Origin of the sequence: Jannaschia sp. R86511, assembly GCF_042466345.1 — a bacterium.
In the GTDB taxonomy this organism is placed as follows: Bacteria; Actinomycetota; Actinomycetes; order Actinomycetales; family JBBAYJ01; genus Aquipuribacter.
Map to the genome: position 1 here is coordinate 4,174,100 of NZ_JAXHCD010000001.1, position 25,404 is coordinate 4,199,503.

Below are 25,404 nucleotides of genomic sequence, written 5' to 3' on the forward strand. Positions count from 1 at the left end.
GACCCGGGCGGACCGTGTCGCTCAGCCGGCGCGACGCAGCCAGGGCGGTTCGTCGTCCTCGTCCGAGCGGGCTCCCGGCTCCGCAGCCCCAGCGGCCGCAGATGCCCCGGCCGGCTCGACCGACCCGACCGATCCGACCGGCTCGACCCGCCCGACCCGCCCGACCCGCCCGACCGGTGAGGGTGGGACGCCCAGCGCCGGTGGCCTCGTCAGGCGGACCAGGCCCGACGGCGACGTCCACCGCAGCACCCCGTCGCCGAGCTGCTCGAGGTGCCAGCCCGCCCGGTGCTTGACCCGGTGGTGCAGCCGGCACAGGCAGGCCAGGTTGCATCCGGCCGTCGGCCCGTCGGGGTGCGGCACCGTGTGGTCGATGTCGCAGCCCCGCACCGCGCGTCGGCAACCCGGGAACCGGCAGGTGACGTCCCGGGCCTGGATGGCACGGGTCAGCTCGGCACCGGGCCGGTAGAGCGTCGCGCCGTGCTGGTGCCCGACAGACCCGCCGGGCCCTGCCGACGCGTCTGAGCCTGCGTGTGCGCCTGAGCTGGCCGGAGCCGTCCCCTCGGACGGACCCTGCCCCCGCCGACCGCGGTCAGGTGGACCGGTCCCGGTCGGGCTCCCGGGCGGTGGTCCCGCCCACGGCGGGTCGGCTCCGCACGGGACGGCCACGGTCCCGTCCGGGGCGGTCGGCACGCAGCGCCAGGAAGCCGCGCCCACGGCCAGCGCCCTGGCCACGGCCGCCGGCAACGGTCCGTGGCCCGACAGCTCCGCCGGCGCGTCGTCGGCCCCCGCCAGGGACCCCAGCGGCACGAGCACGTCGACCCCCACCGACACGTGGGGACTGGGCTGCTCGGTCAGGTCGTGGCTGCCGGCCAGCAGGCGCAGCACCGTGTCCGCGCGCAGCTGGTCGAGCGTCGGGACGCCCGAGTCCTCGTCACCCTGGGCCGCCACCCCCTCCTGCGCCTCCAGGGCGCGCAACGCCGACCGGGCGCCGTCCTGGGCGTGCCGGGCCAGGGCGTCCACCCGAGCCCAGGCGCCGGCCACGGTCTCGGCCGGGCCGGTGACCCGCAGCGCCGCGACCCCGTCGTCCAGGCCCCAGGTCTCCACCCGTCGACGCTCCCGGGCCTCGACGCAGCGCGCCGCCGCCGCGCGCGGCTGCAGCCCGTCGACCACGCGGCGCGTCCGGGCCGCCAGCTGGCCGGGGGTGCTGGACCCCGCCTCCGGCAGCACCCGTTCCTCGACCGCCCGCACCGCGGGGTCGTCCAGCACCGACACGGCGTCCCGGATGCTGCGGGCCTGCGCGAGGCCCAGCCGCCCGGCCCCCAGCTCGCGCATGGTGGCGGGCAGCCGCCGGCACAGGTCGTCGGCGAGGGCGACGCGGTCACCGGCGGCCCGTTGCGAGAGCCGCAGGACGGTCGCGACCTCGACGGCGCAGAACCGGTCCACCTCGGCGGCGTCCGCGGCCCGGGAGTCGCGCCCGTGCGGGCCGAGCTCGTCGCACAGCTGCTGGTGCTCCTGCTGCCGGCGGTCGCGCAGCTCCGCGACCGCCGCGAGCACCGTTGACTCCGCCCACGCCGCGACCGCGGCCGCATCGGCCATCACCCGCACCAGGGCCCGCGTGGACACCTCGGCGCAGTCGGTCTCGGCCAGGACGGCCACGACCTCTGCGGGAGACACCTCGTCGAACATGTGCACGAACCTACGAGCAGCCCCGGACACAACCCCCGGACCGGCGGCTCACCAGAGCCGTCCCGCCTCCAGCAGGCCGGCAGCCAGCCCCCGCACCAGCGCCACCAGACCGATCCGGGCCTGCACGTGGTCGAGCAGGTGGTGAGGGTGCCCGCCGCACCCCGGCAGCCACCCCAGGTCGGCGGCCACCGGTACGACCCGGCTGCCGTCGAGCAGCCCCGCCCGGACGGTGCTCAACCGCCCCTCGTCCGCCCCGGCCAGGTCGGGCCGGGCCATGAGGTGGTCGGCCGCCGCGGCCTCCATCACGGCCGCGCCGACGTGGGCCGGGGCCGTCAGGGCGTCGCAGAGCAGCGAGTCACCCAGGTCCGCCGTGCCCGGGCGCGCCTCGACGTCGTCGACCGCCACCGCGTCGTGCACCAGCCGCCCGGCGACGACGGCGGCCGCGGCGACGTCGACGTGCCACCCGGCTCCGACGCAGGCCTCGACGCAGTCGGCCAGCCGCGCCGGTCCGGTGTCCCAGTCCAGCAGGGCGGGCAGGCCGGCCGTCGCGGCCGAGACGGCCAGCGCGGCGTCGGACACCAGGTCCGCCGTGACGAGGTCGACGCAGCAGGCGGGGCGGTCCCAGCGGTGGACCGCGACCACGGCGTCCAGCGCGGAGTCGCCCTGCCACTCCAGCCGCTGGAACATCGTCCCCCGCGGATCGAGCACCGCCCGGGCGTCCTCGTCGCCGACCTCGACCCCCAGCACGGCGGCGACCCGGGCGCGGTCGGCGGCGTCCACGCCGCGACGCAGGGGACCGGTCCGGCTGCCTGGCTGCACGGGCCCAGCCTGGCAGCAGGAAGGGCTCAGGCCCCGTTCAGCCGCGCACCTCCACCGCCAGCTCCGACAGCAGCCCCCTGACGCGGCGCTCGATCTCGTCCCGGATCGGCCGGACGGCCTCGACCCCCTGGCCCGCCGGGTCGTCCAGCACCCAGTCGGTGTAGCGCTTGCCCGGGAAGATCGGGCAGGCGTCCCCGCACCCCATCGACACCACCACGTCGGCGGCCCGCACCGTCTCATCGGTCCACGGCTTGGGGAACTCGCCCGAGATGTCGATGCCGCGCTCGCGCATGGCCTCGACCGCCGCGGGGTTGACCCGGCTGGTGGGCTCCGAGCCGCCGGACCAGGCCACGGCGCGGTCACCGGCCAGGTGCTGGAAGAACCCCAGGGCCATCTGCGAGCGACCCGCGTTGTGCACGCACAGGAACAGCACCGTGGGCAGGCCGTCGTCGTGCAGGCCCTCGACCCGGGCCAGGGCGTGCAGCCGCTGCCGGGCGAAGCGCTCGGCCATGAGCGGCAGGAACCGGACGACGGTGGCGTCACCGGCGAACTGGTCGTAGGACGTGACGAGGAACTTCTCGATGGTCTCGGCGCCGAAGACGCCGGCGAAGTCGACGGCCAGCCGGCTCGCGGCCGTCCGCAGCGCGACCTGCTGGTCGAGGGTGAGGGCCAGGTCGGCCAGCCGGGGCCGGTCGACGGGTTCCGTGGTGCTGCCTGCGGTCATGGTCTGTCCTCCTGGGACGAGGTGACGGCCCGCCCGAGCCGGTCGACCCGGGCGGTGATCTGGGTGAGGGCGGTCTCGAAGGCCTGCTCGGCCCCGTCCCGGACCGGGTCCGCGACGGACCAGTGGACCTGGGGACGCTGACCGGCGGCGGCGGGCGAGGACAGCTCCTCGTGGACGGCGTCGCAGACCGACACCACCAGGTCCCCGTCCCGCAGCACGTCGTCCACGTGCGCGGTCACCCGCCGGGACAGGTCCAGGTCGTGCCGGGCGGCCACCTGCACGGCGGTCGGGTTGACCCGGGCCGCCGGCCGGGTGCCCGCCGAGGCGACGGGCACGGTGCTGACGCGCTCGAACGCCGCCGCGGCCAGGTGGGAGCGTGCCGAGTTCTGGGTGCAGACGAACACGACCCGCTCCACCGGCGGCAGCGACGGCCACGCGTCGGGCCCCGGCAGCAGCCGCGCGACGAGCGGGTCGTCGAGAAGCAGCCGGACGTAGCTGCGCCGCGCGTCCCCCTCGGAGCGGACGCGCTGGACCACGCCGGCCGCGACCAGCACCTTGAGGTGGTGGGCCAGCAGGTTGCTGGCCAGGCCCAGCTCCCGGGCCAGCTCGCCGGGGGCGAGGTCGCCCAGCACCAGCCGGTCGACGAGCCGCAGCCGGGTGGGGTCGGCGAGGGCGGCGTGCACGGCTGCGCGCCGGGTCAGGTCGTCGGTCACGGGCTCACGATATGACTCAATAGTCGTTGAGGCAATACTCCCTGAGCGATCTCCGTGGTCTGACTCCTTGCCCCGACCCGCTGTCGTGGTCTTGGCTGGCCGCATGGGACAGCACGTGAAGGTTCAGCAGCTGCCCGGCATCGGCACCCGGTACGACCTCGCGGCGGGCAAGGTCCCCCAGCACGTGTCGGTCGTCGTGCACAAGGACGGCCACCGGGAGATCTACGCGTTCGAGACCAGCGCGCAGGAGCCGACCGCCGTCATCGAGCTGACCGCGGACCAGGCGCGGCTGCTCGGCGCGGTGCTCAACGGCTCCTACGTCGTCGACTGACCGGCCGAGCCCCCGGTGCCCTCCCTCCCCGGCGTCGACGTCGTCGGTTCGCTCCTCGGGTTCCCCGTCAACGAGCTCATGGCCGTGGGCCTGCTGCTGCTCGCCGCGGGCCTGCTGGCCCGGGGCGGCCGCCGGCTCGGGCTGCCCACCATCCCGTTCTTCATGGCGGCGGGGATCCTGCTCGGGCCGGGCACCCCCGGGCTGACCGTGATCGACGACCCGGACCGGATCGAGCTGCTGGCCGCGTTCGGCCTGGTGCTCCTGCTGTTCAACCTGGGGGTGGAGTTCCCGCTGGAGCAGGTGCGGGCCAGCGGCCCCCGGCTGCTGGTCGCGGCCGTCGCCTACATCGGGCTGAACGTGTCCGGCGGCATCGGGCTCGGCCTGCTGCTGGGCTGGGGCACGGCCGAGGCGCTGGTCATCGGCGGCGCGCTCGGCATCTCGTCCTCGGCGATCGTCACCAAGCTGCTCATCGAGCTGCGGCGGCTGGCCAACGCCGAGACCCCGCTGATCCTCGGCATCATCGTCGTGGAGGACCTGTTCCTCGCGCTGTACCTGTCGCTGCTCGCACCCGTGCTCGGCGACGCCGGGTCCCCGCTGGAGCTCGTCACCGACATCGGCGTCAGCTTCGCGTTCCTGCTCCTGCTGATCGTCGTCGCCCGCTTCGGCGGCCGGGCGGTGGCGGCGGTGCTGGGCAGCCGCGAGCAGGAGCTGCTGACGGTGCTCGTGCTGGGCCTCGTGCTGCTGGTCGCCGGCACCTCGGAGGAGCTCGGCGTCTCCGACGCCATCGGGGCCCTGATGATCGGCCTGGTGCTGTCACGCACCACGCTGCGCGAACGGGTCGAGCAGGTGACGGTGCCGCTGCGCGACGCGTTCGCGGCGCTGTTCTTCGTCGCGTTCGGGCTGAGCATCGACGTGGGCGCGCTCGGCGCGGTCCTGGTGCCGGCGCTGCTGGCGGTCGGGCTGACGTTCGTGCTCAACGTGACCGCGGGGGTCGTGGCGGCCCGGATGTACGGGCTCAACCAGCGCGCGGCCGCCAACATCGGCCTGACCCTGCTGGGTCGCGGCGAGTTCTCGCTCATCCTGGCCACGCTCGCGCTCGGCGCCGGCCTGGACGAGCGGGTGGGGCCGTTCGTCGCGCTGTACGTGCTCGTCCTGGCCGTGCTCAGCCCGCTGGCCGCCGCCAACGCCCGCTACCTGGCGCGGTACCTGCCGGACGCCCTGTTCAGCGGCAGCTTCCAGTACGTGCGCGAGGAGACGACCTCGGCCGGCTGCAGCCACCTGGACATGGTCCTCACCGACACCCCGTCGGCCGACGGCGGCTGCGAGGAGTGCCTGGTCGAGGGCACGACCTGGGTGCACCTGCGGCTGTGCGTGACCTGCGGGCACGTGGGCTGCTGCGACGACTCGGAGCGCCAGCACGCCACGGCGCACGCGCTGGGCGAGCAGCACCCGATCGTGGCCTCGCTGGAGCCCGGCGAGCGCTGGCGTTGGTGCTACCTGGACGAGCACCTGCTGCCCGACGACGTCGCGAGGGGCAGCGGCACCACCGAGGGTGTGTGATGTCGCCATGGCCACCTCCGCACGAGACCGGACCTCCGAGCACCGGAAGGGCTCCCCGGACGGCCCCGTCCACCCCCTGCACGCCCGGCTGCAGGCCGTGCACCACGACCTGTCCGGCGACACCGGCGGCGAGCTGCGCTCGAGCATCCCGCTGCTGGCCGAGGCCGACCCGGACCTGTTCGGCCTGGCCCTGACCACGGCCGACGGCCAGGTGCACCAGGTCGGGGACAGCGGTCACCGGTTCACGGTGCAGTCGGTGGTCAAGCCGTTCGTCTACGCCCTGGCGCTGGCCGACGCGGGCCCCGAGGCCGTGATGGCCGCCGTGGGGGTCGAGCCCACGGGCGAGCCGTTCAACGCCCTGGTGCTGGAGGCCGAGACCGGCCGCCCGCCCAACCCGATGGTCAACGCGGGCGCGATCCTCACGGCGTGCCTCGTGGACGGCGAGACGGCGGCGGCCCGCAAGGACCGGATCCGCTCCGGGCTGTCGGCCTTCGCGGGGCGCGACCTGGACGACGACGAGCAGGTGAGCGAGTCCGAGAAGGGGGCCGGTGCCCGCAACCGCGCCCTGTCCTGGCTGATGAAGGACAACGGGACGCTGCCCTACGACGTCGAGGACGCCCTGGACGTGTACGTCTTCGCCTGCTCGCTGCTGGTCGACGCACGCGACCTGTCCGTCATGGGCGCGACCCTGGCCGCCGGCGGGCGCAACCCCGTGACCGGTGAGCAGGTCGTCGACGCCGAGCTCGTCCCCACGGTGCTGAGCGTGATGGGCACGTGCGGGATGTACGACGGCGCCGGCGGCTGGTTCGTCAAGGTGGGCCTGCCCGCCAAGTCCGGTGTCGCCGGGGGCATGGTGGCGGTGCAGCCCGGCCAGCTCGCCCTGGGCACCTACAGCCCGCCGCTGGACGAGCACGGCAACAGCGTGCGGGGCTTCAAGGCCTGCACCCGGCTGTCGGAGGAGCTCGGCATGCACGAGTTCCGTCCCGGCGGGCGCGGCCTGCCCGTGACCGTGCGCCTGGACGGGCCGGACGCGCGGTCCTCGGCGGGGCGGACGTCGGAGGAGGAGGACGTGCTGGCCGCCCACTGCTCCCGGCTGCACCTGGTCCGGCTGCAGGGCCCGCTGACGCTGCTGACCGCCGACAGCGCCTGCACCGCCCTGCTGGAGGCGGCGAAGGGCTGGGAGGCGCCCCACTGGCTCACGGTCGACCTGAGCCCGATCGGCTGGCTGCACCCGCCGGCCGTGGACCTGCTGCAGGAGGCCGTGGACTCCCTGGTGGACTCCGACGTCCACGTCCGCCTGGTGGACCGGGTGCGCGAGAACCGCCGGCCGTGGGAGGGCGCCACCCCGGACGACACGCTCGACGACCTCGACGCCGCCCTGCGCAGCGCGGAGGACGAGCTGCTCGCCCGGCTGGGCTGAGCGCGCCGGGTCCGCTCAGTCGACCGAAAGCTGGAGGGCCACGGCGCGCACCGGGGCGCCGTCGGCGCCGGTGAGCCGCACCGGGAACAGGCACACCAGCGGGTCGCGGAGCCGTTCGAGGCGGACCAGGTCGGTCAGGTTCTCGGCGATCACCCCGCCCGCGGCCGCGACGAGGTGGTGGCACGGCAGCGCCGGCGGACCGGCCGGGTCGGCCCCGGCCGGTCCGTCGAGGTGCGTCTCGTCCAGGCTGATGGCGTCGATGCCGATGGTGCGGACGCCGGCCGCCAGCAGCTCCCGGCAGGCGTCCGGGTCCAGGAACGGGTGGTCGAAGTACCCGGGCCGGCCCCGGTGCGCCGACCAGTCGGTACGCAGCAGCACCACGACCCCGGGTCCGATCCGCTCCCGGACCGGGTCCAGGTGGTCCCGGGTGATCCGGCCTCGCGGCGGCAGGCCGGTGGCGTCGACCACGACCCCCGGGCCGGCGAAGCGGCCGAGGTCGACCTCGTCGACCGACCGGCCCGACGCCAGCACGTGGTACGGCGCGTCGACGTGCGTGCCGGTCTGCGACCCCATGCTCACGCTCAGCAGGTTGAACCCCTCGCGGGCGATGCTCGAGTGCACCTGCAGCCTGGGCTCGGGGTCCCCGGGGTAGACCGCCGTACCCGGGCCCACGGGCACCGACAGGTCCACCAGCGCGACGACCCGCGGCACGCCGACGCCCGGCCCCGCCGCGGGTCCGGTCCCCGCGCCGGGTGGCTCAGCCACCGATGCCCACGGAGCCGTTGCCCGCCTGCCCGCCCGGCCCCTGGCCCGGCGGGGACGGCTGCGGGTGCTCGTGCAGCCACACGTCGAACGCCTCGGCGCCGAGCGGACGGCTCACCAGGTACCCCTGGATCACGTCGCAGCCGCGCTGCGCCAGCAGGCTGCGGGTGGCCTCGTCCTCGACGCCCTCGGCGACCACCACGAGACCGTGGGTGTGCCCGACGTCGACCGCCGCCCCGACGATGGCCGCGTCCCCGACGTCCGCCCGCGCACCCGCGACGAACGACCGGTCGACCTTGACCTCCCCGACCGGGAGCAGCTTGAGGTACGCCAGCGAGGACTGGCCGGTGCCGAAGTCGTCGATGGACAGCGTCACGCCGAGGTCGGCCAGGCCGTGCAGCACCTCCAGGGCGCTGTCGAGGTCGGTCATCACCGCGGTCTCGGTGAGCTCGAGGGTGAGCGCGCTGCTGGGCAGGTGCGCGTCCTCCAGGGCCTGGTGCACCTGCTCGGGCAGCCCCGGGTTGAGCAGGCTGCGCGCGGACAGGTTGACCGCCACCGACAGCCCCGGCGCCGCCAGCCGCCAGCGGGTGCACTGGCCGAGCGCCCGGCGCAGGACCAGCTCGGTCAGCGGGTGGATCAGCCCGGAGTGCTCGGCCAGGCTGACGAACTCCTCCGGGTCGACCCGGCCGTGGGCGGGGTGGGTCCAGCGGGCCAGGGCCTCGGCGCCCACCACGCGTCCGCCGGTGGGCTCGACCTTGGGCTGGTAGACGACCTCGAGCTCGCCCGCCTCGATGGTCTCCCGCAGGTGCCGCAGCAGGGTGAGCCGTCGCGCGCTGTCGCCCTCGGTGAGCGGGTCCCAGGTCCGCAGGCCCACGCCCTCGCGCTTGGCGGCGTACATCGCGGTGTCGGCCCGCTGCAGCAGCTGCTCGGCGTCGACGCCGTGGTCGGGCGCCACCGACAGGCCGGCGTCGACCCGCACGTCGACGGTGGCCGCGCCGAGCGAGAACGAGTCGTGCACGACCGCGAGCAGGCTCCGGGCCGCCCGCGCGGCCGACCGGACGTCGGCGACGTGGTGCAGCAGGACGACGAACTCGTCGTTGCCGAGCCGGGCGACCGTGCCCAGCGGGCTGACCCGGCGCAGCCGTCGGCCGATCTCGGTGAGCAGCGCGTCGCCGGCGGCGTGCCCGAACACCTCGTTGATGTCGGTGAAGCCGTCGACGTCCAGCACCAGCACCCCGGTGCGCTGGGACCGGGAGAGCTCGCCGGTGATGGCGCGCAGCACGTGGCGCCGGTTGGGCAGGCCGGTGAGGGCGTCGTGCAGCGACAGGTGCTCCTGCCGCTCCGCCTCGTCCCGCAGCCGGTCGAGCAGGCGCGCCTTCTGCAGCGAGACGGCCGCGTGGTTGGCCAGCGACTCCAGCAGGCGCAGGTCCTCGTCGGTGAACGGTCCGAGGTGTCGTGGGCGCTCCCGGACGGTGAGCACCGCGTCGACCACCCCGTCGACCACCAGCGGGGCGGCCATGGCGTCGCGGGGGCCGGGGGCCGCGCCGTTGCGCAGCAGGACCGGGTCACCCGTCGCGGCCGGGTGCAGCCAGGGTTCGTGCCGCAGCTCCCGGAGCACCGGCCCGTCGTCGGCCAGGACCAGGCGCGCGCCGGGGCTGCTGCCGTCCCGGCCGGGCAGCACGACGAGCTCGGCGGTCTCGGCGGCCAGCACGTCGCGGACGTGGTGCAGCACGACGTCGCGCACCGCGTCGGCCTCCACCTCGTCCTGCACCTCCCGCGTGAAGCGGTACAGCGACTCCAGCCGGGCGTGGCTGCGGCCCAGCGAGGAGTAGCCGCGGTACGCCAGCGCCACGGTCGCCAGGATGCCCACCAGCAGGACGATCGCGAAGGGACGCGCGTCGAGCAGGACCACGACCAGCAGGCCCAGGCTGGTGTTGGTGAGCGCCGCGACCAGCCCGGTGGTGACCGCCTCGGCCAGCACCCCCTCGTCGAAGGCACCGACCTTGAGCCGGATGACCGTGCTCACGGCGGCGGCGGAGGCCAGGTCCGTGACCACGACCGTGGCCAGGGCCGCCACGACGCCACGCACGCTGGTGGGGTCGGCGTCACCCAGGGCCAGGTGGTAGAGCATCGAGGCCAGCGCGGCCTCGAAGGCGAACAGGCAGAGGTTGAACAGCAGCTTCTCGCCGCCGCTGCGCCGTCGCAGCAGGCCCAGCGCCGACCCGATCACGCTGGCGGCGACCATGGCGACCGGGGCCAGGAACACCAGGCCGAGCACCAGCGGCACCTCGCGGAAGGACACCGACAGCGACTCCCGGCGGGCCTGCACGTGCACCACGACGAGCTCCGCGGCGAGGAAGACGGGGATCAGCAGCCACCAGGGGACGCCCGGGATGGTGGCCTCGACGTCGCGCAGCGGGAAGGCCAGCAGGAGCGCCGCGACCGCGGCCAGGAACGCGCTGAAGAGCACGGTGGCGCGCGAGGACGACCACCGACCCCGCATCCCCATCTGCGACCACCTCCGACCGCCGTACGGTCGTTAGTTGCTGATCGAGACGAGACTAGGTCACGGGGGGCCCGGATCAGGACCAGCTTCGCCCGGACCACCCGTCTGCCGACCAGGAACGACCCGACCAGCTACGACCGGACCAGTCGTCCGCCGACCAGCTGCGACCGGACCAGCTACGACCCGACCAGCTACGACCCGACCAGTCGTCCGCCGACCAGCTACGACCCGACCAGCTACGCCCGGACCAGCTACGACCGGACCAGCTACGACCCGACCAGTCGTCCGCCGACCAGCTGCGACCGGACCAGCTACGACCCGACCAGCCACGACCCGACCAGTCGTCCGCCGACCAGCTACGACCCGACCAGTCGTCGGCCGACCAGCTACGACCCGACCAGCTGCGACCCGACCAGCTACGCCCGGACCAGCTACGACCCGACCAGTCGTCGGCCGACCAGCTACGACCCGACCAGCTGCGACCGGACCAGCTACTACCCGACCAGTCCGCGCAGATCTCCGCGCCCTGGGCCGGTGAGGCGACGACGGCCCCGTCCGTCACGACGGGCGTCGCACGCCCGCCGGTCCGGGCGGCGCCGGTGAGGGCCCGCTCGACGGCGCCGGCGACGTCCAGCCGCCCGGCCCCCTGGGCCGGGTCGTCGTCGCCGGCCAGCGGCACCGCCGAGGCGGTGAGCAGGGCCCGGACGGCGTCGGGCGACAGCGTCGGGTCGGCCTGCAGCAGCAGCGCGGCGGCGCCGGACACGACGGCGGCCGACTGCGAGGTCCCGGTCCCGCGGAAGAAGCGACCGCTGGTGTCGCCGGCGACCAGGCCCTCGGGGTGCTCCCGGTCGGCCTGCGAGCCCGGCAGCCGCAGCCCGGCCACGGAACGGCCGGGGGCGACGAGGTCGGGGCGGCGGGTGGCGGTGCCGGGGTTCGACCAGTCGCCCACCCGGTCGTCGGCCGTGGTCGTGGTCCCGGCGTGGTCGGTGGAGCCCACGGCGAGGGCGGCGGGGTGGGCCGCGGGCATCGTCAGGGCGAGCCGGCCGTCGGGGCCGGCGTCGGCGCCGTCGTTGCCGGCCGCCGCGACGACGACCAGGCCGGCGTCGTGGGCGTCCTGCACCGCGGCGGACAGCGACGCCAGCTCGGCCGGGTCGGCCGTGGTGGCGCTGTAGGACAGGTTGAGGACCCGGATGTCGAGCTCGTCGCGGTGGTCCAGGACCCACCGGACCCCGGCCACGACCTGGGGCACCCCGACGCGGCCGTCGTCGGCGCCGACCTCGACGCTCACGACGCGGGCGTCGGGCGCCATGCCGACGAAGTGACGGGGGTCGGCCTCGTGGCCGCTGACCACGGCCTCGTCACGGCCGGCGACCAGGCCGGCCATGTGCGTGCCGTGACCCATGCCGTCGACCACGCCGGCGCGCCGGGCGGCCGTGCGGCGACCGGACGGCGAGGAGCCGTCCGCGGACAGGTCCGGGGAGTGCACGACCTTGTCCCGCCCCCGCAGGCCCTCGACGTCACCGACGCCGGTGTCGACGACCGCGACGGTCACGCCGTGACCGGTGATGCCCCTCGCGGGGTCGGCGGGGTCGCGCAGCGACCACACGTCGTGGGCGCCGACCTCCGCGGCGATGCTCCACGCCGAACCCGGGTCCTCGGTGGCGCTCCAGTCGGGCGCCGGGACGGGCCGCGGGGCGGCCTGGGCGGCGGGCGGGCCGACGACGAGGGACGCCAGGGTGAGGCAGGCCAGGCCGCTCACGACCGTGCCCACGAGGCGGGCGCGGGCGGGGGCGGGGGTGCGGGGCCGGCAGGCCTGGGACCAGGGGGTGACGGTCGACATCGGGAGCCTCCTATGCTCCCCACCGGTCTCGTCCGCAGGGCCGTACGGATGAAGCGTCAACGACCTTGATCAGCCCTTCGGGCCGGGGTCGTCGGCCGGACGGGGGATGCCCCCGCCCAGGTTTGGCGGCCGCCGGCCGGGGAACCCATGACCGGGCCGGATGCTCCGGTCGCCTCACCGGCACACAGGAGGCCCTCATGGTCGACTCCAGCCCCACGACCGAGCCCACCCAGGACGAGCCCACCCAGGACGAGCCGACGCCGTCGCACGAGCACGGCCACGACACGCCCGACCACTACCCCACCGAGGACGACCCGGCCTGACCGGTCGGAGGCGGGCCGGCCACGGTGCGGCCAAGGCACCGGCCGTGGCGCCGACCGCCGCACCGACCCTGGTCGGGCCGACACGCGGCCCCGGCTCCGGACTTCTGTCCGGGGCCGGGTTCATCCTCGGGACATGGCTCTTCTGCTGTCCGCCGCCGACGTGGTGGCCCGTCGCGACCAGGACGCCCTGGCGCGTCTCGACGAGCGGTCCGGTCTGCGCGAGGCGTTCGAGGCCGAGCGGGACGAGACCCGTCCGGACCGCCGCACGCTGTACTTCGACGCCGTCACGGGCTGGCGGTTCATCGACCTGTGCGACCTGTGCGGCGGCGACATCGGCCTGCTGGACGACCCGCAGCCGCTGGCGGCGCTGTGCGACTCCTGCGACGAGCTGGAGCGGGTCGACGGCCGGGTCGGGCACGAGCAGGCTCGCCGGGCCGGCTGAGGCCCCGAGGCCTCGCCCCCTCCTCGCGCGGCGGCCCCGCTCCTGCTGCCGCGGAGCGCTGGCGGCGCACCCGCAGGCGTAGGACTGCAGCGCCACGGGTACCCCGCCTGCGATGACCAACGACCCGGGTGCAGACGGACGACAGGTGGGCGGGCGGTACCGCCTGCTGCGCTCCTTGGGCCGCGGCGGCATGGGAGTGGTCTGGGCCGCCCACGACGGCCTCCTCGACCGCGAGGTCGCGGTCAAGGAGGTGACGTACCCGACCACGCTGGACGAGGCGCAGCAGGCCCAGCTGCGGGAGCGGACGCTGCGGGAGGCCCGGGCCGCCGCCCGCATCAGCAGCAGCGCCGCCGTCACGGTGTACGACGTCGTGGAGGAGGACGGTCGGCCGTGGATCGTCATGGAGCTGCTGCCCGCCCGGTCGCTGGCCGACGTGCTGCGCGAGGACGGACCGCTGACGACCGACGCGGCGACCTTGCTGGGGCTGCGGCTGCTGGACGCGCTGTCCGCCGCCCACGCCGCCGGGGTGCTGCACCGCGACGTCAAGCCAGCCAACGTGCTGTACGACGCGTCCGACCGGCCGTCCTCACCGACTTCGGCATCGCCTCGCTGGAGGGCGACTCGTCGTTGACGACCACCGGGGCGGTGATCGGCTCGCCCGGCTACGTGGCGCCGGAGCGGGCGCACGGCCTGGCGCCCACCCCCGCCTCGGACCTGTGGTCCCTGGGGGTGACCTTGGCCACCGCCCTGCACGGACGGTCCCCGTTCGAGCGGGACACCGCGCTGGCCACGATGGTCGCCGCCATCCAGGAGCCCCTGCCCGAGCACGTCGCGGACGGCCCGCTCGGGGACGTCGTCTCCCGCCTGCTGCGCAAGGACCCCGCCGAGCGGCCGACGGCGACGACGGCCCGCGGCCTGCTGTCGACCCGGCGGTCCGCGACCCCGGCCGACCACGACCCGACCGCGACGACGCCCCTTCCCCGCCCCGTCCCGTCGGCGTCGGACCCGGGTGCGGCCGAGCGCACCCAGGCGCTGCCGCTGGCCCCCGCGGCGGCGGCCGGCGCAGCCGCACCGGCAGGACCGGCAGAACCGGCAGAACCGGCAGGATCCGCCCCGGCACCGGCACCGGCACCGGCGGAACCCACCCCGGCACCGGCGTCCGGGGCGGCAGCGGGCCGAGCCGAGGCCCGACCCGCGCCCGGCCCCGCCCCCCGGCCACGGCCGGCGGCTCCGGCGACTCCGGCGACTCCGGCGGCCCCACCCGGCGCCCGGCGCTCCCGCTCCCGCGCGCTCCCGGTGCTGCTGGCGGTGGTGTCGCTGGTGGTGGCGGGCATGGTGCTCGCGGTGCTCCTGGACCGCTCCCCCGCCCGCGAGGCCGCGGCACCGGACCCGGCCTCCACGACCGGCTCGGAGCAGGCGAGCGAGCCGGCGGAGCCCGAGCCGACGGCCGCCACCGAGGCGCCGCCGCCCGCGGAGCCCGAGCCCGAGCCCGATGACGAGCCCGTGGACGAGCCGCAGCCCGACGCGGACCCGACCGCGGCCGAAGGCGGGGAGGCCGCGCCGGACGAGGCGACAGCCGTGCCGGACGGCTTCCGGCTGCACGAGGACCCCGCCTACCGCGTGGCCGTCCCGGAGGGCTGGCAGGTCGAGCCCGACGGCGAGACGCGCACCCGGTTCGTCGACCCGGACTCACGGCGCTACCTGCTGGTCGAGGAGGGAGGGGAGCCCGCCGGGGACCCGGTCGAGGACTGGGAGTCCCAGGAGGGCGCGGTCGCCGACCGGTTGGACGGCTACGAGCGGATCAGCATCGAGCCCGGCGAGCTGCGGGACTTCGACGTCGCGGACTGGCAGTTCACCTGGGAGCCGTCCGGCGGGACGCTGCGCGTGCTCAACCGCGCGGTGGTCACGGACGGGCAGGCGTACGCCTTGTACTGGTCGGTGCCCGCCGAGGAGTGGGAGTCCAGCCGGGACGTGCTCGACGACATCGCTGGGTCCTTCCAGCCCGACGGCTGAGCCACTTGTGCCAGGCGGTTGACACAAACCACGCCCGACCCCGACAGTGAGACTTGTACCAGTCGCCTGACACAAGGGGTCCTCCATGAGGTTCCTGCTCCTGCTCCCCGTGCTGCTGGTGCCGGTGGTGGCGGTCGTCGCGGTGCTGGTGGCCCTGGCCCGGTCGACGCGGGACGCCCGGCTGGAGGCGGCCCAGCGCCTCGAGGGCCACCGCGGCTGGTTGCGCGGCCTGGGGACGGTGCTGGGCCTGGTCGCGGCCGGTGCGGTCGTCGCCCGTGACAGCCTGGGGCTCGGACTGCTGCTGGCAGCACCCGTCGCCGGGCTCGGCCTGCTCCTGGGGGTGCTGGCGGCCGAGCTGGTCGTCAGACCACCGGCCGGTCCCCGGCGCAGCGCGGGACTGACCCCGCGCCGCGCGTCGGACTACCTGCCCCGACGACTGACCGGGGCGGTCGTGGCCACCGGCACCACGCTGCTCGTCCTCGCCCTGGTGGGCACCGGACTCGGCTCGGCCGACGACCTGGGCCGTCCGGGCCGGTGGCTCACGCACGCCTGCTCGGCGGTGGAGACGTCGTCCCGCGGGCCGTGGCCGGGCGCCTACTACACCGTCCCCCTCCTGGGCCTCGTCGGGGCGGGGACGCTGCTGGCCCTGCTGGTGCTGCGCACCACGGTGGCCCGGCCCCCGCTGCTGCCGCGCGGCACCGAAAGCGCCCCGGGACGGCCGGGGTCGTGGTCCGGCGACGACGAGCTGGCCGTGTCGGCCGACCTGGAGCTGCGGGCCCGCGCTGCGCGGTCGGTCGTCGCGGGTCTCGGGGTGCTGCTGGCGCTGCCGCTGGCGGGGACCGCGCTGCTCGCCGGCTCGGCCGTGGCCGGCCTGGTCGGTTGCGCCCCGGCCTGGTGGGGCGTGGTGGCGGCTGGGCTGCTGGTCGTCGCGGTCCTGGCCGGCGTGGTGCTCATCGCCTGCCTGGCCGTGCTGCTGGTGGGCGCCCGGCGACCCGCGCTGCCGCAGGCCGCCGGCGCCCGGTGACGGCCTCGCCCGTGCGGTTGTCCGTCGACACCGACGACCCGACCCCGCCGTACGAGCAGCTGCGGCGTCAGCTCGAGCGCGCGGTCCGCCACGGCCTGCTCACCGACGGCCAGCGGCTGCCCCCGATCCGTCAGCTGGCCCGTGACCTGGGCCTGGCCGTGGGCACGGTCGCCCGTACCTACCGCGAGCTCGAGGCCGCCGGGTTGGTCAGCGGGTCCCGCGGCGGCGGCACACGGGTAGGTGGGCCGGGGCTGGGTGACCCGACCGCGGGGGGCGCGGTCCGGCGGCCCGCCCTGACCGACCTCGCGACGCGCTACGTGGCGGACGCCCGGTCGGCCGGCGCGGGCGACGCCGACGTGCTGGCCGCCGTCCGGCTCGCGCTCCGGGCCGGCACCGGCCCATGAGCCGGGCGCGGGACCGTCCCGGCCTCAGAGCCAGCGCGGCAGCAGCGGCAGCCCGGCCCCGTCGTCCGCAGCCCCCTCGTCCGCGGCAGCCCCCTCGTCCGTGGCAGCCCCCTCGTCCGTGGCAGCCCTCTCGGCCGGCAAGGGCTGCACCGCCACCCCCTCCACCGACAGACCGGCGCCGCTCGAGCGACCCGCCAGCCACAGCAGCAGCGCCGCCCCCGGGCCGGCCACCTCGATCGCACCACCCCATCCGACCTGCTCCGCGGGCGCACCAGCCGCGGCGGCGTCGCCCCCGAGCGGGACCACCAGGTCGGACTCGGTGGCCCTCAGCCGCAGCCGGGGGCACGACGGGTCCGCGGACAGCGTCCCGGCGACGTCGGTGAGCAGCTCGGCCAGGAGCCCTTCGGGCAGGTCCACGAGCCCGCCGGTGGCGTCCGTCCCCCGACCCGGACCCGGACCCGGACCCGGACCCGGACCCCGACCCGGACCCGGCTCCGGCTCCGGCTCCGCCAGGTCGGCGCGGTGCAGCCACACCTCGCGGACCCGGAGCCACGGCAGCACCGAGGCCCGCACCTCACGGCCCGCCCGCGCCCGGACGGTGGCCTGCCAGGCACCGTCGTCCAGCGCGTCGAGCGCGAGGTCCAGCTCGGCCGCCGTGGCGGCAAGGTCGTGGCGCAGCTCGGCGGCGGGCCGGCCGGCGCTGCGCTCGATGTCCGCGTCCCGCGTGGCGGCGTCGGCGTACATCGGGGTCTCCACCCCGGTCCGGGCCCAGGCGGCGAGCCGCCCCAGCGCCTCGGCGTTGCGGGCCACGTGCGCCACGACGTGGGCCCGGCTCCAGCCGGGCAGCCGGCTCGCCCCGCCGAACGCGTCGTCGGGCAGCGCCTCGACCGCCTCGAGGAGCCGTCGGGTGCCCTCGGCCAGCCAGTCGCGGGTCAGCGCCACGTCGTGACGGGGGCGGCCCCGGTCCGGGCTCACGGCTCGATCCTCGACAGCCGGGTGACCTCGGCGTCGCCGACCAGCAGCCTCGGCAGCTGCTCGCGCAGCTCCCGCACCCAGGGCGTCAGGTCGTGGGCGGCGTGGGCCTGCGCCGTGGCCCACTCCTCGACGAACGTCAGCCGGAGCGGGTCGTCGTCGTGCCCGTGCAGGTCGTAGCGCAGGCAGCCCGCCTCGGCCCGGGTGAGGCCGACGAGGTCGAGCAGCCGGCGCCGCAGCTCGTCGACGCCGTCGGCGCGAGCGCGGAAGGTGACCACCAGGACCACGGTGCCCGTCATGGCGCCACCGTAGGCGGGCCGGGCGGCCGCGGCCACGGCGACCGCCTACCGTGACGGCCGTGACGGGCTCGAAGGACGTGCGGGCGCTGACCCCCGCCGGGCTCGCCGACCTGGCCGTCACCCGGGTCGCGTCGCTGCTGGGTCCCGCACGCCAGGCCGGGGTGGCCGTGCGCCTGGCCGTGGACGGCGCCGTCGAGGCCGAGACGGCCGCCGTCGCGGACGCCGTCGCCGCGGCGGCGCTGGCCACCGGAACGGGGGTGGTCCGGGTGCGGGCGGCGGACTTCCTGCACCGTCGCTCGGTCCGCCTCGAGTGGGGCCCCCACGACGTCGACGCCGCGTTCGAGCGGTGGGTGGACTGGGCGTCGCTGCAGCGGGAGGTGCTGGACCCGCTGGCCGACCCGACCGCCATGACGTGGCTGCCGCGCCTGCGCGACGCCGCGACCGACCGGTCCGCGCGCGAGCCCCTGCTGCCGGCCGCACCGGGGGCGCTGCTGGTCGTCGACGGCCCCTACCTGCTGCGCTGGGAGCTCAGCGGGTCCGTCGACGCAGTCGTGCACCTGCTCACCTCGCCGGCCGCGCTGTCGCGCCGGTTCCCCGACCCCGGCGACCCCCGACCGGGGGCGTGGGCGCGCTACGTCGACGAGTGCGACCCGGCCGCGCGGGCCGACCTGGTGGTCCGGCACGACCACCCGGCCCGCCCGGCCTTGCTCGGCTGACCGGCCCTGCTCGGCCGAGGGGGCCTCGCTACCGTCGCGCACGTGACCGTGACCCCGCTGCTGCCTGGTGACCCCGGCTCCCCGGTCGTCCTGCACGTGCCGCACGCCTCGCGGGCGGTGCCCGCCGACGTGCGGTCCCGGTTGCTGCTCACCGACGACGACCTGCGCGTCGAGCTGGACCGGATGACCGACACCGCCACCGACCTCGTGGCCGCGGCGGCCGCCGGCGCGGCCCGGCGGCGGCCCTGGCGCTGGGTGGCCCCCTGGTCGCGGCTGGTGGTGGACCCCGAGCGGTTCCCCGACGTCCGGGAGCCGATGCGGGCCGTCGGCATGGGCGCCGTCTACACCCGGACGTCCGAGGGTCGGCCGCTGCGCACGCCCGACCCGAGGCACGAGGCCGACCTGCTCACCCGGTACCTGCGCCCCCACGCCGAGGGGGTCGCCGACCTGGTGCAGGAACGGCTCGACGCCTGCGGCCGGGCGGTCGTCCTGGACGTCCACTCGTTCCCGACGCAGCCGCTGCCCTACGAGACGGCCGCGGACCCGGACCGGTCGCGGCACCGGCCGCAGGTCTGCCTGGGCACCGACGTGAAGCACACCCCGGGCTGGCTGCTCGACCGTGCGCGGGAGGCCTTCGACGGCCTCGAGGTGGGCCGGGACGAGCCGTTCGCGGGCACGTACACGCCGCTGCGGCACTGGGGGCGCGAGCCGCGGGTCGTCTCGGTGATGGTCGAGCTGCGCCGCGACCTCTACCTCGACGACGAGCTGCAGCCCACCACGGGCCTGGGCGAGGTGGCCGCCCGGCTGGCCGCGCTGGTCGACGCCGTCACCGACACAGCCACCGACACAGCCACCGACACAGCCACCGACGCCGACCCCCGCTGAGGCGGAGCCGGCGCAGCGGGGGTCGGGACAAGCCGGCGGTTCTCGACGGCGCCGTCCGCGGGACGGGCCTTGTACGGTGCCGGTCATGACCGGCCTGGCCGACATCCGCACGTTCGCCACCGCCCTCAGCCCCTGGGCGCACCTCGCCACGGTGGGCGCTGACGGGGAACCCGACGTCGTGCCGGTGCACCCGTGCTGGGAGGGCGACACCCTCTGGGCGATGGTCGGCACCGACTCGGTGAAGGCGCGCAACGTCCGGGCGAACGACCGCGTGGCGTTGCACTGGCAGGTGACCGAGGTCGGGGACGGGGTCGAGGTGTGGGGCACCGCGACGATCCACGACGACCTGGAGACCAAGCGCCGGATGTGGGCCGACGTGTTCGACTACGACCTCGACGCCTTCGCACCCGGCGGCCCGGACGGTTCCCCGGGCACGGCCTTCCTCGCCATCACCCCGTCCCGCGCCGTCGTGGTCAGGCGGTACGGCATGGCCGGCATCGACCGCTGGCCCGGCTGACCTGCTCACCACCTCGGGACCAGGGCGCCGCGGGTTGGCGTCCTGCGCTCAGCCGCGGGCGGGGGCGCGGTCGAAGGCCCGCAGCGTGGCGGGGTCCCCGGCGGTCGTGGCGAACCGCCCTCGGCCCCACACGTGCAGCAGCAGGCCACGGGCGGGCGCCTCGACCGTGGCCACCGGCACCGCGTCGGCGGCGGAGGGCAGCCAGTCGGGCCCCAGCAGCCACCGCCGGTCCAGGTCGGTGGCGCGCAGCGCGAGCAGCCCCGGCAGCGGCGCCCGGGCGGCCCCCAACCGGCTCGGCAGCAGCTGCAGCAGCTCGTCGACCCCGTCGGCGCACAGGTCGGGGTCCAGGTCCGCCAGGGCCTCGGGCGTCGCGTCCACCGGCGAGCGCACGTCCCACAGGTGGACCGCGGTCTCGTGGACCTGGCGCCTGACCCAGAAGCCCGCCCGCCGGTCGGTCCGGTCCAGCGTCCAGCACTCCCGTTCCGGGTCGACCTCGGCCAGGACGGCGAGCAGCTCGTCGGCCGCCGCACGGTAGGCCGGCACCAGCTCGTCGTCGCCCGGACCGACCGGGCCGGCCGTCGACCCCGCCGCACCCGCGCGGGGCGGCCGGGTGCCCCGGCGCACCACCTCCGCCGCCCAGCGGTGGACGCCCAGCAGGTGCAGCCCCACGTCCCGCACCCGCCAGCGGCCCGTGGCGGCCGGCACCGCGTCGAGGTCGGCCGCCGCGAGCGCCGCGGCGAAGCGTCCGGTCAGGACCGGGAGCACCGACAGGTGGTCCAGGGCGGGGCGACGGCTGTCCACGGCGGCCTCAACCCAGGCCGTGGTGGTCCAGCAGCCGCCGCGCGGTCTCGCGGTCGGTGTCACGCAGGTAGGGCGGGTCCACGACGAACGCCCCGCCGCCGGCGACGGCCAGCAGCAGCCCCACCCGGTCCCGAACCGGGGGCAGCACCCCGGCCACCACCTGGACGCCGTCGGTGTCGGACTGCTCGACGGCCACCGACTCGGCGAACCGCTCGACCACCCACACCCGGTCGGCGGGCACGACCAGGCGGACCGGGACCTCGCGACGCGCGGCGGCGATCCGGTCGTCCGCGTCGGCGGGGCGCTCGAAGGACTCCTCGAGGACCTCGTGGGCGCGGATGCCGGACACCAGGTAGGTCCGCAGCCCGCCGTCGGCGTCCAGCGGCCCGGCGTCGACCTCGTACCCGCGCCGGGTGCTGACCACGCGCCAGGGCTCCACCACCCGCTCCACCACGCCGGGCCGCCACGCCCGGGCGTAGGTCAACCGAACCCGGAGCTGCCGCGTGGCGGCGCCGCGCAGGTCGGCGGCCACGTCGGCCATGAACCCGCCCCGGCCCTCGACCCCACCCAGCACCGACGTGCCCAGCCGCGCCACGGCGGAGGCCAGGACGTCGTTGTCGGGCTCCAGGGCCGACAGCTCGGACGCGGCCCGGTACAGCACGCCCAGGTCGGAGGCGGACAGGAACGCGACCCCCAGCTCGTCGAACGGGCTGTCGTCGGTGAGCCGGAGCACCTGCGCGTCGACCAGGTCGGACTCGGCCAGCCAGCCGTCCGGTCCCGGCGCCAGGAACTCCAGCGCGCACGAGCGCAGCCCCACCGACCCGGTGTCGACCACGTCGGCCAGGAAGAACACCTCGAGCTCCTCGCGCAGCTGGGCCTCGGGCACCCCCAGCTCGTCGGCCACCCGCGCGATGGGCAGGCCGTCCGGGTGCAGGCGCAGCAGCCGCAGCGCGCCGGGCACGTGGGCGAGCCGGCGCGCGTACAGCGCGACCGAGCCGCTCACCGCCGTCCCTCCGCCACGGCCAGCAGGTGCTCGCGGACCTGCTCGCGCAGCCCGGTCGGCCCGAGCAGGCGGACCCGGCCCCCCAGCTCGAACAGCCGGCCCCGGAACGCCGAGCGGTTGGTGACCGGCACCCGCAGCACGACCTCGTCCGCGCGGCCGCCCTCGGCGACCGGGTCGACGGCCCGCGCGACCGCCTGCGGGTCGGGGCCGGCGAACATGGACGTCACGTGCGGCACGTGCTCCTCCGTGGTGGCCACGACCGCGACCACGGGCGGGTCGACCTGCCACGCGATCGGGTCGATGCGCAGGTGCGCGTCGGCCGGCGGGACCTCGGCCGTGCCGGGCTGGCCCAGGACGACGTCGACCAGCCGGTCCAGCCGGAACGTCTTGACCTCGGTGCCGTCGACCTCGCGGGCCCGCAGGTACCAGCCCCCGGTGCGCAGGTGGACCCGGTGCGGGTGGACCTGGCGCGGCCGGCCGCCGTAGTCGAAGCCCAGCAGGCAGTGGGCCTGCACGGCGCGCTGCACGGCGTCCAGGGCGGCCACGTGGTCGGTGCGGGGCACGAACGAGCGCGCCGGCTCGGGCACCGGCCCGAGGTCCGCGGCGATGCCGGACAGCTGGGCGACCCGGGCCGCGCGCTGCAGCTCGGCCTGCTCGGCGGCCGAGAACTCGACGCGCAGGCGCAGGTCGCCGGCGACCAGCCGGTAGCGGCCGGCCTCGCCCTCGTCCCCCGCCGCGGCGATCTCCCAGCCCAGGTCGGTGAGGTGGCGGATGTCGCGGGTCAGCTGCCGGCGGCGGTCCTCGGGGCGGTCCGAGCCGTACTCGACGTGCTCCAGCAACCGCTCCGTCGTCGCCGTGCGACCCGGCGAACGGGACAGGACGAACAGGATCTGGGTGAGCCGTTCCATCGGTCCGCGCTGGTCCCGTCCTCCTGCTGCCACGGCACCACTGTGGCCCACCGGGGGGACGGAGTGCGCGATGGTGGGGCCGTGAGCGACGAGGTGGCGGGCCCGGCGACCCCCGACCGGGGTGGTGACGACGCCCCCGCGACGGTCCTGTCGGTGCGCCGCGCCGGTGAGCGACCGGCCCGGGGCTTCGCCAAGCCCGCCGTCGACCGGCTGGACCTGCGGCCCGCGCACGGCGCCGCGGGCGACCGGCACGCGGGCACCCGGCGGCTGCGCGAGGTCCACCTGGTCGACGTGGCCCGCTACGGGCTGCTGCGGGCGGGCGGGGCCGACGTGGCCGACGGGTACCTGGGCGAGAACGTCACGACGCACGGCCTGGACCTGCTCGCGCTGGCTGCGGGCGCCCGGCTGCGGCTGGGCGCCACGGCCGTCCTGCGCGTCACCGGGATCCGGTACCCCCGCCACGAGGACCCCGCCACGGACCCGGTCGGGCTGTCCCTGGACGACGACGGGGTCCCGGTCGGCCGGGTCGGGGTGTTCGCGGTGGTCGAGGTGGGCGGGACCGTCGAGGCCGGCGACCCGGTGGTGCTGCTGGCGGCCGGCTCGGGGGCGCTGCCGGTGCTGTGAGACCGGGGCCGGACCGGTCGGCCCCATCGGTGCGCCGGGCCCGTCGCGACCCCTCAGCCCGGTCGGTGCGGGCGCCGTCCCGGCCGGGACCGCTTGGCCTCGTACATGCGCTCGTCGGCCAGCCCGACCACCGCCCCCACCAGGTCCGGACCGGGCCAGGCCCCGCCGTCGACGGCGACGCGGTCCCGCGGCGCGGGCAGGCGCAGCTCGTCGCTGGAGGCGGCACCGACCGACAGCGACCACACGGCCTCGGCCCCCTCGTCACGGATCCGGCGCGCGCGGGCGGCGGCCTGCTCCACGACGTCGGGCCCCGCGGGGGCGAGCAGGACCACGCCGAACTCGTCGCCGCCGAGGCGCGCCACGATGGGCGCGTCGACGAACTCGGCGCGCAACCGGTCGGCCACCGCGACCAGGAGCGCGTCACCCGCCTCGTGACCCCGGGCGTCGTTGACCAGCTTGAGCCCGTCGACGTCGCAGTACAGCACCACGAGCCGCCGGTCCGGGTCGGCCTCGGCCGCGTCGAGCACCCGCTGCAGCGCGGCGAAGAAGCCCCGCCGGTTGGCCAGGCCGGTCAGGTCGTCGCACTCGGTGAGGCGCTCCAGCTCGGCCTGGGCCCGCAGCAGCTTGAGCATCGTCAGCCGGCGACCGACGTGCAGCATGAGCCCGGACAGGGTGGCCACGGCGAGGTCGGACAGGTGCCGCAGCCAGTCCGGGTCACCGACCAGGCCCCGGGTCGCGGCCAGCCAGCCCAGCCACAGCGCGACCACGAGCCCGGCCGCGACGGGGCTGGCCGTGATGCCGGCCGCCACCACCAGCAGGACGATGGCGACGAGCACGGTGTCGGCGAGGTCCTGCCCGATCCACAGGTGCGCGACCGCGTTGGCCCCGGCGGCGGTGGCGAGCACCGCGGTGAGCAGCAGCCGGCCGCCGCGGTCCGGGCGCAGCAGGAGCAGCAGGGCCAGGACGACGGCCGCCGCCACGCCGCTGAGCGCGTCGACCCAGGCCAGCGCCACGTGATGGCGGTCCCCGTCGTCGATCAGGTGCAGCGGGACGTAGGTCCAGTACAGGAACGTCAGCCCGGTGATGGCGATGAGCAGCCCGTCGCCCCAGGTGCTGCGGATCCCGGTGAAGCGTCGCTCGTCGGTCCCCTAGGGCCGACCGGCACGGCTGCGCCCGCCCGCCGCAGGAGCACCGGGAGCCGTCACGCCCACATCGTGCACCCCCGGGGGTCCGCTGTCCCCCGTCACGGGTGAAGCGGGGCCCGTACCCTCGCCGGGTGCACGTCGCCGCCCTCGGGCTCAGCCCGCTCAAGGGCGGCTCCGCCCACCACCCCGACCGGCTGCTCCTGGCCGCGCACGGCGTCGTGGGCGACCGGCGGTTCTGCTGCGTGGACCCCGCCGCCCGGCGGGTGCTGCGGACCGTGGAGAACCCGGCGCTGCTGGCCCTGCGGGTGCAGGTGCACGACCCGGGCACCGGCCCGAGCACCGACCCGGGCACCGCCCTGACGCTGCACGTCCCCGGCCGGGCGCCCGTCACGGCCCCGGTGGTGCCGGCCGGGCGGCTGCGGGCCGACTACTGGGGCCGCGAGCCCGAGCTGACGCTGCTGGACGGCCCCTGGGCGGACCTGCTGTCGGCCCACCTCGGCCGCCGCGTCGTGCTGGCCGAGGCCGCCCCCCGCGACGTGGTGTACGCCGGTGGGGTGACCGTGGTGACGACGTCGTCGCTGCGGGAGGTGGCCCGCCGGGCCGGGCTCGACCCTGCTCCCGACGACCTGCTCGCCGACGCCGAGCGCTGGCGCGCCAACGTCGTGGTCGACACCGGTGACGCACCGGCCTTCGTCGAGGACGCGTGGGTGGGCGGGTCGCTGCGCCTGGGCGGTGCCCGGCTGCAGGTGCGCGCCGGGGTGCCGCGCTGCGCCGTCGTGCGGCTGCGCCCGCGGCACGGGGCGCGGGAGGGCTGGGACCCGTTGGGCCTGCTGGTGCCGGACCGGCTGCGGGACCAGGAGGTGGTCTTCGGCCTGGACGCGGAGGTGCAGCAGCCCGGCGACATGGCGGTCGGCGCGCCGGTCGAGGTGGCGGTCGGCGCGCCCGGCGAGGCGGGCTGAGGTCGGCC

At 76.7% G+C, this 25,404-nt stretch carries 27 protein-coding genes; 14 read left to right on the forward strand and 13 right to left on the reverse strand.

Annotation, left to right across the window (positions count from 1 at the left end; genetic code table 11):
• Window positions 1-21 precede the first annotated feature (21 nt).
• From SJY06_RS19485 to SJY06_RS19500, 4 genes are read right to left on the reverse strand one after another with little or no spacing between them, the layout of a single operon-like run.
• Window positions 22-1,686 carry a DUF222 domain-containing protein gene (locus SJY06_RS19485; protein WP_380169195.1) on the reverse strand — a complete coding sequence of 555 codons (1,665 nt, stop codon included), beginning with the start codon at window positions 1,684-1,686 and terminating at the stop codon, window positions 22-24.
• 48 nt (window positions 1,687-1,734) lie between these two features.
• The gene (locus SJY06_RS19490) at window positions 1,735-2,505 is read right to left on the reverse strand and encodes a hypothetical protein (RefSeq protein ID WP_380169196.1); all 771 of its coding nucleotides are present in this window, start codon (window positions 2,503-2,505) and stop codon (window positions 1,735-1,737) included.
• Between the two features lie 37 nt (window positions 2,506-2,542).
• A complete protein-coding gene (locus SJY06_RS19495) occupies window positions 2,543-3,229 on the reverse strand; it encodes an arsenate reductase ArsC (RefSeq protein WP_380169197.1) in 687 nt (228 codons plus the stop codon).
• Window positions 3,226-3,942, reverse strand: coding sequence for a helix-turn-helix domain-containing protein (locus tag SJY06_RS19500; protein ID WP_380169198.1), 717 nt, complete (start codon window positions 3,940-3,942; stop codon window positions 3,226-3,228). The genes SJY06_RS19495 and SJY06_RS19500 overlap by 4 nt, the downstream gene beginning before the upstream one ends.
• Before the next feature lie 103 nt (window positions 3,943-4,045).
• Here SJY06_RS19500 and SJY06_RS19505 point away from each other — a divergent pair, with 103 nt between their 5' ends.
• From SJY06_RS19505 to glsA, 3 genes are read left to right on the forward strand one after another with little or no spacing between them, the layout of a single operon-like run.
• Window positions 4,046-4,273 (forward strand): hypothetical protein, encoded by a 228-nt coding sequence (locus SJY06_RS19505; protein WP_380169199.1) that lies wholly within the window; start codon window positions 4,046-4,048, stop codon window positions 4,271-4,273.
• A 15-nt stretch (window positions 4,274-4,288) separates the two neighbouring features.
• Window positions 4,289-5,833, forward strand: coding sequence for a cation:proton antiporter (locus SJY06_RS19510; protein WP_380169200.1), 1,545 nt, complete (start codon window positions 4,289-4,291; stop codon window positions 5,831-5,833).
• 7 nt (window positions 5,834-5,840) lie between these two features.
• Entirely contained in the window at window positions 5,841-7,253 is a 1,413-nt protein-coding gene (gene glsA, locus SJY06_RS19515) for a glutaminase A (RefSeq protein WP_380169201.1), read from the forward strand.
• A gap of 15 nt (window positions 7,254-7,268) precedes the next feature.
• Here glsA and SJY06_RS19520 read toward each other — a convergent pair whose 3' ends face one another.
• From SJY06_RS19520 to SJY06_RS19530, 3 genes are all read right to left on the reverse strand, one after another.
• Window positions 7,269-8,018: a cyclase family protein gene (locus SJY06_RS19520; protein ID WP_380169202.1), complete on the reverse strand. Its 750-nt coding sequence runs from the start codon at window positions 8,016-8,018 to the stop codon at window positions 7,269-7,271.
• Window positions 8,011-10,524 (reverse strand): putative bifunctional diguanylate cyclase/phosphodiesterase, encoded by a 2,514-nt coding sequence (locus tag SJY06_RS19525; protein WP_380169203.1) that lies wholly within the window; start codon window positions 10,522-10,524, stop codon window positions 8,011-8,013. The genes SJY06_RS19520 and SJY06_RS19525 overlap by 8 nt, the downstream gene beginning before the upstream one ends.
• A 73-nt stretch (window positions 10,525-10,597) precedes the next feature.
• A complete protein-coding gene (locus SJY06_RS19530) occupies window positions 10,598-12,361 on the reverse strand; it encodes a S8 family serine peptidase (RefSeq protein WP_380169204.1) in 1,764 nt (587 codons plus the stop codon).
• Between the two features lie 197 nt (window positions 12,362-12,558).
• On the opposite strand from SJY06_RS19530, the gene SJY06_RS19535 reads away from it, so the two are divergent.
• From SJY06_RS19535 to SJY06_RS19560, 6 genes are all read left to right on the forward strand, one after another.
• Window positions 12,559-12,684, forward strand: coding sequence for a hypothetical protein (locus tag SJY06_RS19535; protein ID WP_380169205.1), 126 nt, complete (start codon window positions 12,559-12,561; stop codon window positions 12,682-12,684).
• A 133-nt stretch (window positions 12,685-12,817) separates the two neighbouring features.
• Window positions 12,818-13,126 carry a hypothetical protein gene (locus SJY06_RS19540; RefSeq protein WP_380169206.1) on the forward strand — a complete coding sequence of 103 codons (309 nt, stop codon included), beginning with the start codon at window positions 12,818-12,820 and terminating at the stop codon, window positions 13,124-13,126.
• A 112-nt stretch (window positions 13,127-13,238) separates the two neighbouring features.
• A complete protein-coding gene (locus SJY06_RS19545) occupies window positions 13,239-13,757 on the forward strand; it encodes a serine/threonine-protein kinase (protein ID WP_380169207.1) in 519 nt (172 codons plus the stop codon).
• The gene (locus SJY06_RS19550) at window positions 13,754-15,139 is read left to right on the forward strand and encodes a hypothetical protein (RefSeq protein ID WP_380169208.1); all 1,386 of its coding nucleotides are present in this window, start codon (window positions 13,754-13,756) and stop codon (window positions 15,137-15,139) included. Before SJY06_RS19545 ends, SJY06_RS19550 begins: the two co-directional genes overlap by 4 nt.
• 85 nt (window positions 15,140-15,224) lie before the next feature.
• Window positions 15,225-16,163 (forward strand): hypothetical protein, encoded by a 939-nt coding sequence (locus tag SJY06_RS19555; RefSeq protein WP_380169209.1) that lies wholly within the window; start codon window positions 15,225-15,227, stop codon window positions 16,161-16,163.
• Window positions 16,160-16,567: a GntR family transcriptional regulator gene (locus SJY06_RS19560; protein ID WP_380169210.1), complete on the forward strand. Its 408-nt coding sequence runs from the start codon at window positions 16,160-16,162 to the stop codon at window positions 16,565-16,567. Before SJY06_RS19555 ends, SJY06_RS19560 begins: the two co-directional genes overlap by 4 nt.
• A gap of 24 nt (window positions 16,568-16,591) precedes the next feature.
• Here SJY06_RS19560 and SJY06_RS19565 read toward each other — a convergent pair whose 3' ends face one another.
• The gene (locus SJY06_RS19565) at window positions 16,592-17,542 is read right to left on the reverse strand and encodes a maleylpyruvate isomerase N-terminal domain-containing protein (RefSeq protein ID WP_380169211.1); all 951 of its coding nucleotides are present in this window, start codon (window positions 17,540-17,542) and stop codon (window positions 16,592-16,594) included.
• Complete coding sequence (locus SJY06_RS19570) at window positions 17,539-17,838, reverse strand: putative quinol monooxygenase (protein ID WP_380169212.1); 300 nt, start codon at window positions 17,836-17,838, stop codon at window positions 17,539-17,541. The genes SJY06_RS19565 and SJY06_RS19570 overlap by 4 nt, the downstream gene beginning before the upstream one ends.
• Window positions 17,839-17,897: 59 nt before the next feature.
• On the opposite strand from SJY06_RS19570, the gene SJY06_RS19575 reads away from it, so the two are divergent.
• The 3 genes from SJY06_RS19575 to SJY06_RS19585 all read left to right on the forward strand — a co-directional run bounded on the left by SJY06_RS19575 (window position 17,898) and on the right by SJY06_RS19585 (window position 19,956).
• A complete protein-coding gene (locus SJY06_RS19575; RefSeq protein ID WP_380169213.1) occupies window positions 17,898-18,554 on the forward strand; it encodes a hypothetical protein in 657 nt (218 codons plus the stop codon).
• Window positions 18,555-18,596: 42 nt separating this feature from the next.
• Window positions 18,597-19,439 carry an N-formylglutamate amidohydrolase gene (locus tag SJY06_RS19580; RefSeq protein ID WP_380169214.1) on the forward strand — a complete coding sequence of 281 codons (843 nt, stop codon included), beginning with the start codon at window positions 18,597-18,599 and terminating at the stop codon, window positions 19,437-19,439.
• Between the two features lie 85 nt (window positions 19,440-19,524).
• Window positions 19,525-19,956, forward strand: coding sequence for a pyridoxamine 5'-phosphate oxidase family protein (locus SJY06_RS19585; RefSeq protein ID WP_380169215.1), 432 nt, complete (start codon window positions 19,525-19,527; stop codon window positions 19,954-19,956).
• Between the two features lie 48 nt (window positions 19,957-20,004).
• On the opposite strand, the gene SJY06_RS19590 is transcribed toward SJY06_RS19585, so the two are convergent.
• Genes SJY06_RS19590 through SJY06_RS19600 form a run of 3 tightly spaced genes read right to left on the reverse strand, consistent with a single transcriptional unit; the run spans window position 20,005 to window position 22,701 of the window.
• Window positions 20,005-20,757 (reverse strand): maleylpyruvate isomerase family mycothiol-dependent enzyme, encoded by a 753-nt coding sequence (locus SJY06_RS19590; RefSeq protein ID WP_380169216.1) that lies wholly within the window; start codon window positions 20,755-20,757, stop codon window positions 20,005-20,007.
• Between the two features lie 7 nt (window positions 20,758-20,764).
• Entirely contained in the window at window positions 20,765-21,760 is a 996-nt protein-coding gene (locus SJY06_RS19595) for a helix-turn-helix transcriptional regulator (protein WP_380169217.1), read from the reverse strand.
• Window positions 21,757-22,701 (reverse strand): helix-turn-helix transcriptional regulator, encoded by a 945-nt coding sequence (locus tag SJY06_RS19600; protein ID WP_380169218.1) that lies wholly within the window; start codon window positions 22,699-22,701, stop codon window positions 21,757-21,759. Before SJY06_RS19600 ends, SJY06_RS19595 begins: the two co-directional genes overlap by 4 nt.
• A gap of 48 nt (window positions 22,702-22,749) precedes the next feature.
• Here SJY06_RS19600 and SJY06_RS19605 point away from each other — a divergent pair, with 48 nt between their 5' ends.
• Window positions 22,750-23,292, forward strand: a complete 543-nt coding sequence (locus SJY06_RS19605) for an MOSC domain-containing protein (protein WP_380169219.1) — start codon at window positions 22,750-22,752, stop codon at window positions 23,290-23,292.
• A gap of 53 nt (window positions 23,293-23,345) precedes the next feature.
• Here SJY06_RS19605 and SJY06_RS19610 read toward each other — a convergent pair whose 3' ends face one another.
• The gene (locus SJY06_RS19610; RefSeq protein WP_380169220.1) at window positions 23,346-24,305 is read right to left on the reverse strand and encodes a GGDEF domain-containing protein; all 960 of its coding nucleotides are present in this window, start codon (window positions 24,303-24,305) and stop codon (window positions 23,346-23,348) included.
• A 263-nt stretch (window positions 24,306-24,568) separates the two neighbouring features.
• On the opposite strand from SJY06_RS19610, the gene SJY06_RS19615 reads away from it, so the two are divergent.
• Window positions 24,569-25,396: an MOSC domain-containing protein gene (locus SJY06_RS19615; protein WP_380169221.1), complete on the forward strand. Its 828-nt coding sequence runs from the start codon at window positions 24,569-24,571 to the stop codon at window positions 25,394-25,396.
• The last annotated feature ends 8 nt before the right edge of the window (window positions 25,397-25,404 follow it).

What these genes read in the sequence shown, in the direction of transcription:
- SJY06_RS19495 (WP_380169197.1), bottom strand. Translation starts at nt 3,229, where the DNA reads ATGACCGCAGGCAGCACCACGGAACCCGTCGACCGGCCCCGGCTGGCC.
- SJY06_RS19505 (WP_380169199.1), top strand. Translation starts at nt 4,046, where the DNA reads ATGGGACAGCACGTGAAGGTTCAGCAGCTGCCCGGCATCGGCACCCGG.
- SJY06_RS19530 (WP_380169204.1), bottom strand. Translation starts at nt 12,361, where the DNA reads ATGTCGACCGTCACCCCCTGGTCCCAGGCCTGCCGGCCCCGCACCCCC.
- SJY06_RS19535 (WP_380169205.1), top strand. Translation starts at nt 12,559, where the DNA reads ATGGTCGACTCCAGCCCCACGACCGAGCCCACCCAGGACGAGCCCACC.
- SJY06_RS19555 (WP_380169209.1), top strand. Translation starts at nt 15,225, where the DNA reads ATGAGGTTCCTGCTCCTGCTCCCCGTGCTGCTGGTGCCGGTGGTGGCG.
- glsA (WP_380169201.1), top strand. Translation starts at nt 5,841, where the DNA reads ATGGCCACCTCCGCACGAGACCGGACCTCCGAGCACCGGAAGGGCTCC.
- SJY06_RS19545 (WP_380169207.1), top strand. Translation starts at nt 13,239, where the DNA reads ATGACCAACGACCCGGGTGCAGACGGACGACAGGTGGGCGGGCGGTAC.
- SJY06_RS19585 (WP_380169215.1), top strand. Translation starts at nt 19,525, where the DNA reads ATGACCGGCCTGGCCGACATCCGCACGTTCGCCACCGCCCTCAGCCCC.
- SJY06_RS19525 (WP_380169203.1), bottom strand. Translation starts at nt 10,524, where the DNA reads ATGGGGATGCGGGGTCGGTGGTCGTCCTCGCGCGCCACCGTGCTCTTC.
- SJY06_RS19570 (WP_380169212.1), bottom strand. Translation starts at nt 17,838, where the DNA reads ATGACGGGCACCGTGGTCCTGGTGGTCACCTTCCGCGCTCGCGCCGAC.
- SJY06_RS19485 (WP_380169195.1), bottom strand. Translation starts at nt 1,686, where the DNA reads ATGTTCGACGAGGTGTCTCCCGCAGAGGTCGTGGCCGTCCTGGCCGAG.
- SJY06_RS19540 (WP_380169206.1), top strand. Translation starts at nt 12,818, where the DNA reads ATGGCTCTTCTGCTGTCCGCCGCCGACGTGGTGGCCCGTCGCGACCAG.